Source organism: Streptomyces sp. GD-15H (assembly GCF_045291515.1).
GTDB lineage: Bacteria > Actinomycetota > Actinomycetes > Streptomycetales > Streptomycetaceae > Streptomyces.
In genome coordinates this window covers 3,673,320-3,685,320 of sequence record NZ_CP149447.1, presented here as the reverse complement: position 1 = coordinate 3,685,320, position 12,001 = coordinate 3,673,320, and the positions used below count along the sequence as shown (strand labels likewise).

The following is a 12,001-nucleotide window of genomic DNA, read 5'->3' as shown; positions in this document are numbered from 1 at the left end:
AGTTTCGGTCCGGAGGTTCAGCGATGAAGATCCCTGAGCCTCCGGCCGGCCCAGGACCCCCGTATCAGACCCCAAGACTCACGACCCTGAGAGGGATTGACGCATAGTGCTCGACGTCAACTTCTTCGACGAGCTCCGGATCGGCCTGGCCACCGCTGACGACATCCGTCAGTGGAGCCACGGCGAGGTCAAGAAGCCCGAGACCATCAACTACCGCACCCTCAAGCCCGAAAAGGACGGACTCTTCTGCGAGAAGATCTTCGGTCCGACCCGGGACTGGGAGTGCTACTGCGGCAAGTACAAGCGCGTCCGTTTCAAGGGCATCATCTGCGAGCGCTGTGGCGTCGAGGTCACTCGCGCCAAGGTGCGCCGTGAGCGGATGGGCCACATCGAGCTCGCCGCGCCCGTCACGCACATCTGGTACTTCAAGGGCGTTCCGTCGCGCCTCGGCTACCTGCTCGACCTCGCCCCGAAGGACCTGGAGAAGGTCATCTACTTCGCGGCGTACATGATCACGTACGTCGACGAGGAGCGCCGCACCCGCGACCTGCCCTCGCTGGAGGCGCACGTCTCCGTCGAGCGCCAGCAGGTCGAGAACCGTCGCGACGCCGACCTGGAGGCCCGCGCCAAGAAGCTCGAGACCGACCTGGCCGAGCTCGAGGCCGAGGGCGCCAAGGCCGACGTGCGCCGCAAGGTGCGCGAAGGCGCCGAGCGTGAGATGAAGCAGCTGCGCGACCGCGCGCAGCGCGAGATCGACCGTCTCGACGAGGTGTGGAACCGGTTCAAGAACCTCAAGGTCCAGGACCTCGAGGGCGACGAACTGCTCTACCGCGAGCTGCGTGACCGCTTCGGCACGTACTTCGACGGCTCGATGGGTGCCGCGGCGCTGCAGAAGCGCCTGGAGTCCTTCGACCTCGAGGAGGAGGCCGAGCGTCTCCGCGAGATCATCCGCACCGGCAAGGGCCAGAAGAAGACCCGTGCGCTCAAGCGCCTCAAGGTCGTCTCCGCGTTCCTGCAGACCAGCAACAGCCCCAAGGGCATGGTGCTGGACTGCGTGCCGGTCATCCCGCCGGACCTGCGTCCGATGGTGCAGCTGGACGGTGGCCGCTTCGCGACCTCCGACCTGAACGACCTGTACCGCCGCGTGATCAACCGCAACAACCGCCTGAAGCGGCTTCTCGACCTCGGCGCGCCCGAGATCATCGTGAACAACGAGAAGCGCATGCTCCAGGAGGCCGTCGACGCGCTCTTCGACAACGGCCGTCGTGGCCGCCCGGTGACGGGCCCCGGCAACCGTCCGCTGAAGTCGCTGTCCGACATGCTCAAGGGCAAGCAGGGCCGCTTCCGTCAGAACCTGCTCGGCAAGCGCGTGGACTACTCCGCGCGTTCCGTGATCGTCGTCGGTCCGCAGCTGAAGCTGCACCAGTGCGGTCTGCCGAAGGCGATGGCGCTGGAGCTGTTCAAGCCGTTCGTGATGAAGCGCCTGGTCGACCTGAACCACGCGCAGAACATCAAGAGTGCCAAGCGCATGGTCGAGCGCGGCCGCACGGTCGTGTACGACGTGCTGGAAGAGGTCATCGCGGAGCACCCGGTTCTGCTGAACCGTGCTCCCACGCTGCACCGCCTCGGCATCCAGGCCTTCGAGCCGCAGCTGGTCGAGGGCAAGGCCATCCAGATCCACCCGCTCGTGTGCACCGCGTTCAACGCGGACTTCGACGGTGACCAGATGGCCGTGCACCTGCCGCTGTCCGCGGAGGCGCAGGCCGAGGCCCGCATCCTGATGCTGTCCTCGAACAACATCCTCAAGCCGGCCGACGGCCGTCCGGTGACGATGCCGACCCAGGACATGGTCCTCGGTCTGTTCTTCCTCACCACCGACGGCGAGATGCGCGAGCTCAAGGGCGAGGAGCGTTCCTTCTCCTCGGTCGCCGAGGCGATCATGGCCTTCGACGCGGGCGAGCTGTCGCTCCAGTCGAGGATCGACGTCCGCTTCCCGGTCGGCACCATCCCGCCGCGCGGCTGGATCCCGCCGGTGCGCGAGGAGGGTGAGCCGGAGTGGCAGCAGGGTGACACCTTCCGCCTGAACACCACCCTGGGCCGTTCGCTCTTCAACGAGCTGCTGCCCGAGGACTACCCGTTCGTCGACTACGAGGTCGGCAAGAAGCAGCTCTCCGAGATCGTCAACGACCTCGCCGAGCGCTACCCGAAGGTCATCGTGGCGGCGACGCTCGACAACCTGAAGGCGGCCGGCTTCCACTGGGCGACCCGTTCCGGCGTCACCGTCGCCATCTCCGACGTCGTCGTTCCCGAGGCGAAGAAGGAGATCGTCCACGGCTACGAGGCGCAGGACGAGAAGGTCCAGAAGCAGTACGAGCGCGGTCTGATCACCAAGGACGAGCGCACGCAGGAGCTCATCGCGATCTGGACCAAGGCGACCAACGAGGTCGCCGAGGCGATGAACGACAACTTCCCGAAGACCAACCCGATCTTCATGATGGTGAACTCGGGTGCACGCGGCAACATGATGCAGATGCGTCAGATCGCCGGTATGCGTGGTTTGGTGTCGAACGCGAAGAACGAGACGATCCCGCGGCCCATCAAGGCCTCGTTCCGTGAGGGTCTTTCCGTGCTGGAGTACTTCATCTCCACGCACGGTGCCCGTAAGGGTCTGGCGGACACCGCTCTGCGTACCGCCGACTCGGGTTACCTCACCCGTCGTCTGGTCGACGTCTCCCAGGACGTCATCATCCGCGAGGAGGACTGCGGCACCGACCGCGGTCTGAAGCTGCGGATCGCCAAGCGGGAGGCCGACGGCACCCTGCGCAAGGCGGACGACGTCGAGACCAGCGTCTACGCCCGCATGCTCGCCGAGGACGTCGTCATCGACGGCAAGGTGATCGCGCCGGCCAACGTCGACCTCGGTGACGTGCTCATCGAGCAGCTGGTGCACCACGGCGTCGAGCAGGTCAAGACCCGTTCGATCCTGACCTGCGAGTCCGCCGTCGGCACCTGCGCCATGTGCTACGGCCGTTCGCTGGCCACCGGCAAGCTGGTCGACATCGGTGAGGCGGTCGGCATCATCGCCGCCCAGTCCATCGGTGAGCCCGGCACCCAGCTGACGATGCGTACCTTCCACACCGGTGGTGTGGCCGGTGACGACATCACCCAGGGTCTGCCGCGTGTCGTCGAGCTCTTCGAGGCCCGTACCCCGAAGGGTGTCGCCCCGATCTCCGAGGCCGCCGGCCGCGTCCGGATCGAGGAGACCGAGAAGACGAAGAAGATCGTCGTCACCCCGGACGACGGCAGCGACGAGACGGCGTTCCCGATCTCGAAGCGCGCCCGTCTGCTGGTCGGCGAGGGCGATCACGTCGAGGTGGGCCAGAAGCTCACCGTGGGTGCCACCAACCCGCACGACGTGCTGCGCATCCTGGGTCAGCGGGCCGTCCAGGTCCACCTGGTCGGCGAGGTCCAGAAGGTCTACAACTCGCAGGGTGTGTCGATCCACGACAAGCACATCGAGATCATCATCCGGCAGATGCTCCGCCGCGTGACGATCATCGAGTCCGGCGACGCCGAGCTGCTGCCCGGCGAGCTGGTCGAGCGCTCGAAGTTCGAGACCGAGAACCGTCGTGTGGTCCAGGAGGGCGGTCACCCGGCCTCCGGTCGTCCGCAGCTGATGGGTATCACCAAGGCCTCGCTGGCGACCGAGTCGTGGCTGTCGGCGGCGTCCTTCCAGGAGACGACCAGGGTCCTCACGGACGCGGCGATCAACGCCAAGTCCGACTCCCTGATCGGCCTCAAGGAGAACGTCATCATCGGTAAGCTCATCCCGGCCGGTACGGGCCTGTCCCGTTACCGCAACATCCGGGTCGAGCCGACCGAGGAGGCCAAGGCCGCGATGTACTCGGCCGTCGGCTACGACGACATCGACTACTCGCCGTTCGGCACGGGCTCCGGCCAGGCCGTTCCGCTGGAGGACTACGACTACGGTCCGTACAACCAGTAGGCGGATCGTCTGACGTACCGCAGGGCGGTCACCCCGTGCACAAGGGGGTGACCGCCCTGCGGCGTTTCGCGGCCTGTACCGATGACCTGTACCGGTTTCGTGACGCGTAGGCCGTGCCGGAAGGCCTTACTCGGGCGCATGATGGAATGACGTGGGAAGTCGGGGGAGGTACCTGGTGTCGCAGTCGCCGTATCCGTCGTGGCAGCCCTGGCAGGGGCGAGGCGTTCCACAGCCGTGGGGCGGGCCGGGTGGGCCGCATCAGGGCGGGCCCCCGATGCTGGCCTCGCACGCGGACCGGGAGCGCACCGTGGACGTGCTCCGGGCCGGGTACGCGGAGGGCCGTCTGGACCAGCAGGAGCTCGAGCGGCGGGTGGCGCGGGCCTACCAGGCCCGTACGGTGGCGGATCTCTCGCTGCTGGTGGCCGATCTGCCGCAGGGCCCCGTGCCGCAGACCGTGGCGGTGCAGCAGCATGCCGTTCCCATGGCGCCGGCGACGTTCCTGGCCCGGCAGAAGACCAACGAGAAGGCGATCGGGTCCATGGTGTGCGGGGTGCTGTGCCTGGCGACGGGCGGGGTGACCGGCATCCCGGCCGTGGTGCTGGGGCACATGGCCCGTGCGGAGATCCGGCGCTCGGGGGAGCAGGGGGACGGGCTCGCGATGGCCGGGCTGGTGCTCGGCTGGCTGTCCACGGCCGGCTGGGCCGCGATCCTGCTCCTGTTGTTCATGCTCGGCATCACGTCGGGCTGACGCGTGGAGGCAGCGGAAGGGGACCGGGGCCGCCCTTTCGAAGATCATTCTCTTTCCCGGGCTTCACTCGCTCCGTGCAGAGGTGGGATGACGGCCCATTTGTTTTGACCGCAGCCAATGCTATAGGTACGCTCAGACCTTGTGCCTGGGGTGTGCCCTGGCCTCCGCGCGTGCCGTCAGACCGCGTCGGGGGCTGTGAACGGCCACCGCAATCATGCGTTTCTTTCTGCCTTGCGGCGGGAGTCCGCGGGATTCGACACACCCGACCGCGTGGGTCGGTGGCGTTCCAGGTTAGCTGTACCTATCGGCACACAGAAACCGGAGAAGTAGTGCCTACGATCCAGCAGCTGGTCCGCAAGGGCCGGCAGGACAAGGTCGAGAAGAACAAGACGCCCGCACTCGAGGGTTCCCCTCAGCGTCGTGGCGTCTGCACGCGTGTGTTCACCACCACCCCGAAGAAGCCGAACTCGGCCCTGCGTAAGGTCGCGCGTGTGCGTCTGACCAGCGGTATCGAGGTCACTGCTTACATTCCGGGTGAGGGACACAACCTGCAGGAGCACTCCATCGTGCTCGTGCGCGGCGGCCGTGTGAAGGACCTGCCGGGTGTTCGCTACAAGATCATCCGCGGCTCCCTCGACACCCAGGGTGTCAAGAACCGCAAGCAGGCCCGCAGCCGTTACGGCGCCAAGAAGGAGAAGTAAGAATGCCTCGTAAGGGCCCCGCCCCGAAGCGCCCGGTCATCATCGACCCGGTCTACAGTTCTCCTCTGGTGACCTCCCTGATCAACAAGGTGCTGATGAACGGCAAGCGCTCCACCGCCGAGCGCATCGTCTACGGCGCCATGGAGGGCCTTCGCGAGAAGACCGGCAACGACCCGGTCATCACGCTGAAGCGCGCTCTCGAGAACATCAAGCCGACCCTCGAGGTCAAGTCCCGCCGTGTCGGTGGTGCCACCTACCAGGTGCCGGTCGAGGTCAAGCCCGGCCGCGCCAACACCCTGGCGCTGCGCTGGCTGGTCGGTTACTCCCGCGCCCGTCGCGAGAAGACCATGACCGAGCGTCTGCTCAACGAGCTCCTCGATGCCAGCAACGGCCTCGGTGCCGCTGTGAAGAAGCGCGAGGACACGCACAAGATGGCCGAGTCCAACAAGGCCTTCGCGCACTACCGCTGGTAGTCGCTACCCACATCGAGACCGAGAGAAGACTGAAGCCTTATGGCTACCACTTCACTTGACCTGGCCAAGGTCCGCAACATCGGGATCATGGCCCACATCGACGCGGGCAAGACGACCACCACCGAGCGGATCCTGTTCTACACCGGCGTGTCGTACAAGATCGGCGAGACCCACGAGGGTTCCGCCACGATGGACTGGATGGAGCAGGAGCAGGAGCGTGGCATCACGATCACCTCTGCTGCGACGACCTGTCACTGGCCGCTCGAAGACAACGACTACACGATCAACATCATCGACACCCCGGGGCACGTCGACTTCACCGTAGAGGTGGAGCGTTCCCTGCGAGTGCTCGACGGTGCCGTGACCGTGTTCGACGGTGTCGCCGGTGTCGAGCCGCAGTCCGAGACGGTGTGGCGTCAGGCCGACCGTTACGGCGTGCCGCGTATCTGCTTCGTCAACAAGCTGGACCGTACCGGCGCGGATTTCCACCGCTGCGTCGGCATGATCCAGGACCGCCTGGGTGCGCAGCCGCTGGTCATGCAGCTGCCGATCGGTGCCGAGGCCGACTTCCACGGCGTTGTGGACCTGGTCCGCATGAAGGCGCTCGTGTGGTCCGCCGAGGCCGCCAAGGGCGAGATGTACGACACCGTCGACATCCCGGCCACGCACACCGAGGCCGCCGAGGAGTGGCGCGGCAAGCTGATCGAGGCCGTCGCGGAGAACGACGAAGAGATCATGGAGCTGTACCTGGAGGGCCAGGAGCCCACCGAGGAGCAGCTGCACGCCGCGATCCGTCGCATCACCATCGCGTCCGGCAAGTCCACCGAGACCACGGTCACCCCGGTGTTCTGCGGCACCGCGTTCAAGAACAAGGGCGTTCAGCCCCTGCTCGACGCGGTCGTGCGCTACCTCCCGACCCCGCTCGACATCGAGGCCATCGAGGGCCACGACGTCAAGGACCCCGAGGTCGTGATCAAGCGCAAGCCGTCCGAGGACGAGCCGCTGTCCGCCCTCGCGTTCAAGATCATGAGCGACCCGCACCTCGGCAAGCTCACCTTCGTCCGGGTCTACTCGGGCCGCCTGGTGTCCGGCACCGCCGTGCTGAACTCCGTCAAGGGCAAGAAGGAGCGCATCGGCAAGATCTACCGTATGCACGCCAACAAGCGTGAGGAGATCGAGTCGGTGGTCGCCGGTGACATCGTCGCCGTCATGGGCCTGAAGCAGACCACCACCGGTGAGACGCTGTCCGACGACAAGCAGCCGGTGATCCTGGAGTCCATGGACTTCCCGGCGCCGGTCATCCAGGTCGCCATCGAGCCCAAGTCGAAGGGCGACCAGGAGAAGCTGGGTGTCGCGATCCAGCGCCTGGCCGAGGAGGACCCGTCCTTCCAGGTCCACTCGGACGAGGAGACCGGCCAGACCATCATCGGCGGTATGGGCGAGCTGCACCTCGAGGTGCTGGTCGACCGCATGCGCCGTGAGTTCAAGGTCGAGGCCAACGTCGGCAAGCCGCAGGTCGCGTACCGCGAGACGATCCGCAAGGCCGTCGAGCGCGTGGACTACACCCACAAGAAGCAGACCGGTGGTACCGGTCAGTTCGCCAAGGTGCAGATCGCGATCGAGCCCCTCGAGGGCGGCGACGCCTCGTACGAGTTCGTGAACAAGGTGACCGGCGGCCGTGTCCCGAAGGAGTACATCCCTTCGGTGGACGCCGGTGCGCAGGAGGCCATGCAGTTCGGTATCCTCGCCGGCTACGAGATGACGGGCGTCCGCGTCACGCTTCTCGACGGTGGCTACCACGAGGTGGACTCCTCCGAGCTCGCGTTCAAGATCGCCGGTTCGCAGGCCTTCAAGGAGGCCGCGCGCAAGGCTTCGCCCGTGCTCCTCGAGCCGATGATGGCCGTCGAGGTCACCACGCCCGAGGACTACATGGGTGAGGTCATCGGCGACATCAACTCCCGCCGTGGCCAGATCCAGGCCATGGAGGAGCGGGCCGGTGCTCGCGTCGTGAAGGGCCTCGTGCCCCTTTCGGAGATGTTCGGCTACGTCGGGGACCTCCGCAGCAAGACGTCGGGTCGCGCAAGCTACTCGATGCAGTTCGACTCCTACGCCGAGGTTCCGCGGAACGTCGCCGAGGAGATCATCGCGAAGGCCAAGGGCGAGTAACGGACTCCGTTCACACGCTTTAGGCTTGACCCCGGAGCCTGCTCGGGGCATTCCGCCGCAAACCGGTGGAATGCCCCGGCCCCGGGCTTTCCAGCAAAGATCACCTGGCGCCGATGAGTAAGGCGTACAGAACCACTCCACAGGAGGACCCCAGTGGCGAAGGCGAAGTTCGAGCGGACTAAGCCGCACGTCAACATCGGCACCATCGGTCACATCGACCACGGTAAGACGACCCTCACGGCCGCCATTACCAAGGTGCTGCATGACGCGTACCCGGACCTGAACGAGGCCTCGGCCTTCGACATGATCGACAAGGCGCCCGAAGAGCGCCAGCGTGGTATCACGATCTCGATCTCGCACGTCGAGTACCAGACCGAGTCGCGTCACTACGCCCACGTCGACTGCCCCGGTCACGCGGACTACATCAAGAACATGATCACGGGTGCTGCCCAGATGGACGGCGCCATCCTCGTGGTCGCCGCCACCGACGGCCCGATGCCGCAGACCAAGGAGCACGTGCTCCTGGCCCGCCAGGTCGGCGTTCCGTACATCGTCGTCGCCCTGAACAAGGCCGACATGGTGGACGACGAGGAGATCCTGGAGCTCGTCGAGCTCGAGGTCCGTGAGCTCCTCTCCGAGTACGAGTTCCCGGGCGACGACGTTCCCGTCGTCAAGGTCTCCGCTCTGAAGGCCCTCGAGGGCGACAAGGAGTGGGGCAACACCGTCCTCGAGCTGATGAAGGCCGTGGACGAGTCGATCCCGGCTCCCGAGCGTGACGTCGACAAGCCGTTCCTGATGCCGATTGAGGACGTCTTCACGATCACCGGTCGCGGTACGGTCGTCACCGGCCGTATCGAGCGTGGCATCCTCAAGGTCAACGAGACCGTCGACATCATCGGCATCAAGACCGAGAAGACCACCACCACGGTCACCGGCATCGAGATGTTCCGCAAGCTGCTCGACGAGGGTCAGGCCGGTGAGAACGTCGGTCTGCTGCTCCGCGGCATCAAGCGCGAGGACGTCGAGCGCGGCCAGGTCATCATCAAGCCCGGTTCGGTCACCCCGCACACCGAGTTCGAGGCCCAGGCCTACATCCTGTCGAAGGACGAGGGTGGCCGTCACACCCCCTTCTTCAACAACTACCGCCCGCAGTTCTACTTCCGTACGACGGACGTGACCGGCGTCGTGACCCTCCCCGAGGGCACCGAGATGGTCATGCCGGGTGACAACACCGAGATGAAGGTGGAGCTCATCCAGCCGATCGCCATGGAAGAGGGCCTGAAGTTCGCCATCCGCGAGGGTGGCCGGACCGTGGGCGCCGGCCAGGTCACCAAGATCAACAAGTAAGCTCCGGCTGCTTGCTGATCCGACCTGGTAGCTCCACCGCGAGCACCTGAGAGGGCCCGCACGACTTCGGTCGTGCGGGCCTTTTCGTGTCGCAGGGGGCCGGTGGTGTCAACCTCCATGTCCTGCTGTCACTCGATCGCGGGAGGGGTTGGCATATGCGCGCCGTAGAGCGGGAGTCGGCCCTAATTTCGGATCATGCTCAGCTCATCCCATGAGGCCCTGCACCGGATCTTCCAGGAGGACCCGGGCCTCTTCGCCCGTGCCGTCAGAAGGCTCGGTGTTTCCTTTCCGCCGCCTGTTTCCGCTTCCCCGCTTCCCACCGACCTCACGGAGAACCGTCCGATGGAGCGACGGGTGGACACGCTGCTGAGGATGGACACCGAGGACGGCGAGTTCATCCTGGCGGTCGAGTCCCAGGGGAAACGGGCCCCCGACAAGCCCGCGAGCTGGGCGTACTATCTCTCCCACCTGTACGCCAAGTACGGCATCCCCCCGGTCCTCCTCGTCGTCTGCGCGGACCGGTCCACCGCGGCCTGGGCGGCCCGGCAGGTAGACATCGGCCCGCCGCAGTGGCCCTCGCTCACCCTGCGTCCTCTGGTCCTGGGACCGGACAGTCTGCCGGTGATCGCCAGCCCCGACGAGGCCGCTCGCGACATTCCGCTCACGGTCCTGTCGGCGGCTCTGCACCGCCGGGATCCGGACGCCGATGCCATACTGAATGCGCTGGCAAAGGCACTGAAGGGCTTGTCGGCCGACGACGAGGACACCGCGGGCACCTTCATCGAACTCACTGAACAAGGCCTCGGCAAGACGCCGGCCGCGGATCTCTGGAGGCACCTGATGGCTGTCGACCTCTCTTTCTTCCAGTCGGAGACTGCTCAGAGGCTTCGGGCGGAGGGCCGTGACGAGGGCCGGATCGAGGGCCGGGCGGAGGACATTCTGCGGCTGCTCGACGGCCGGGGCATCGAGGTGTCCGCGGAGGAGCGGGAGCGTATTGCCGGGTGCGGTGACCTGGACACGTTGGATGTCTGGTTCACCCGGGCGATCACGGCCACGTCGGCGGCGGAGGTCTTCGAGAGCGGTGAGGCGGGCTGAGCCGGTTCGGCGGCGCGGCGGCGATGCGTCAAAAGGGTGGCCGCTCGCGGATATCCGCGAGTTCCACCGCACGGCGCCGCAGGGCCAGACCGGCCGGGGCGACCGACGCGAGCACCGCGAGGAACGCGCGGGCGGTCACGACCGCGCCGATCGTCGGCCGTGGCAGTGCGGGGTGTGGGGCGCACCGAGAGCAGGCCCAGCGCCGCCCACATCCCGGCCAGTTCGAGACCGGCGACGATCAGTCCCAGGAGCGCGTCGACCACGACAACCAGCAGTGACTCTGCGACTACCAGTCGCGGTACCTGCCCGTTGGTGCCCCTGGTCGGCCGCAGCACCGCCAGGTCACGGACCCGGTCAGAGGTGGCCATCACCATCGTGCTGACCAGGGAGATGCCGGTGCAGAGCATGCGGGCGCCCCGACGGGCCGCGGTAGCTCTTCGGGTTGCCCGAGTCCCAGAAGGAGACGAGAGGGCGCACCCGGTCCCCGTACTCGAGTGCGGTTACCCAGTCGGCGGGCCAGGCCGAGCCGCCGACCGACGCCCCGGCGAGCGCTCCGGCCAGTGCGGCGACGGAGTCGGAGTCGCCGGAGGAGAACGCCGCTCGCTGGACGACCGCCACGGGCTCCTCGGGGAAGAGCAGGAAGCAGTAGAGGGCGGTGGCCAGAGCTTCCTCGGCGATCCAGCCCGCGCCGACCACCTCGCACGGGTCGCGCTCCGGGTCGGGCCGGTCGAGAGCGGCGGAAACGGTGTCGAGAGCCGCCAGGGTCTCGTCCCAGCCGTGTGCGATGAAATCGGCGGGGTCGGCCGCACCCGCTCGCTGCGCCAGGTCGCCGAGCCAGTCTCCGTGGTACGTCCGGCGCGCGGACCGTCCGTAGTGGTGCAGCCGCGGCAGCAGCTCCGAGGGGTGGCAGTTGTGCGTGAGCAGCCACACGGCGTGTGCGGTGAGGTCGCTTGCCGCAAGCGCGGTGGGATGGCCGTGGGTCAGCGCGGTCTGCAACTGGGCCGTACCGGCGCGCTGTTCCGCTGTCAGTCCCGGCAGCAGACCGACGGCGCCACCCGCATGTTCGCCCCGCACCCCTTGGAAGCCATCACGGTGGCCTCCTGCCACGGCACACCGCGCTCCAGAGCCGCGCACGCGTCCAGGCAGGTCCGCCCCGGAGCGCGGTTGTTGTCCGAAGAGCGGAGCCACGCCACGAAGCGTGCCCGCAGGGCGGGCGCGATGGTCGCGGCCGTCAAGGAGGAGACGCCGTGGTCCGCGACGTCCGCCAGCGCCACGACCACCGCCAGGGTCATCCGGGTGTCGTCCGAGACCCGGGCCACGCCGGAGCGGACGGGCAGCTCCATCTGCCGCCAGGAGCCGTATCGACTGGTGAGCTGGGTGATGTCGAGGAACTCGGTGGGATAGCCCATGGCGTCACCGAGGGCGAGGCCGAAGATCGCTGACGTCGGTCCACCCTTGATGGTGT

Annotated in this window: 7 protein-coding genes and 1 pseudogene; 7 read left to right on the top strand and 1 reads right to left on the bottom strand. The window is 67.0% G+C overall.

Going from position 1 to position 12,001, the window contains the following annotated elements; translation table 11 throughout:
* Positions 1-106: 106 nt before the first annotated feature.
* The 7 genes from WJ438_RS17145 to WJ438_RS17115 all read left to right on the top strand — a co-directional run bounded on the left by WJ438_RS17145 (position 107) and on the right by WJ438_RS17115 (position 10,536).
* Positions 107-4,006 carry a DNA-directed RNA polymerase subunit beta' gene (locus WJ438_RS17145; RefSeq protein ID WP_406726028.1) on the top strand — a complete coding sequence of 1,300 codons (3,900 nt, stop codon included), beginning with the start codon at positions 107-109 and terminating at the stop codon, positions 4,004-4,006.
* Between the two features lie 274 nt (positions 4,007-4,280).
* The gene (locus WJ438_RS17140) at positions 4,281-4,754 is read left to right on the top strand and encodes a DUF1707 and DUF4190 domain-containing protein (RefSeq protein ID WP_406726027.1); all 474 of its coding nucleotides are present in this window, start codon (positions 4,281-4,283) and stop codon (positions 4,752-4,754) included.
* A gap of 329 nt (positions 4,755-5,083) precedes the next feature.
* Complete coding sequence (rpsL, locus tag WJ438_RS17135) at positions 5,084-5,455, top strand: 30S ribosomal protein S12 (protein WP_003948652.1); 372 nt, start codon at positions 5,084-5,086, stop codon at positions 5,453-5,455.
* A gap of 2 nt (positions 5,456-5,457) precedes the next feature.
* The gene (gene rpsG / locus WJ438_RS17130; RefSeq protein ID WP_406726026.1) at positions 5,458-5,928 is read left to right on the top strand and encodes a 30S ribosomal protein S7; all 471 of its coding nucleotides are present in this window, start codon (positions 5,458-5,460) and stop codon (positions 5,926-5,928) included.
* Positions 5,929-5,967: 39 nt separating this feature from the next.
* Positions 5,968-8,094 (top strand): elongation factor G, encoded by a 2,127-nt coding sequence (gene fusA / locus WJ438_RS17125; RefSeq protein WP_406726025.1) that lies wholly within the window; start codon positions 5,968-5,970, stop codon positions 8,092-8,094.
* A 153-nt stretch (positions 8,095-8,247) separates the two neighbouring features.
* Entirely contained in the window at positions 8,248-9,441 is a 1,194-nt protein-coding gene (gene tuf, locus WJ438_RS17120) for an elongation factor Tu (RefSeq protein WP_406726024.1), read from the top strand.
* A gap of 195 nt (positions 9,442-9,636) precedes the next feature.
* Positions 9,637-10,536 (top strand): hypothetical protein, encoded by a 900-nt coding sequence (locus WJ438_RS17115; protein ID WP_406726023.1) that lies wholly within the window; start codon positions 9,637-9,639, stop codon positions 10,534-10,536.
* A gap of 447 nt (positions 10,537-10,983) precedes the next feature.
* On the opposite strand, the pseudogene WJ438_RS17110 reads toward WJ438_RS17115, so the two are convergent.
* A pseudogene (locus tag WJ438_RS17110) lies at positions 10,984-11,945 on the bottom strand (ADP-ribosylglycohydrolase family protein); the annotation flags it as partial.
* Positions 11,946-12,001: the final 56 nt, after the last annotated feature.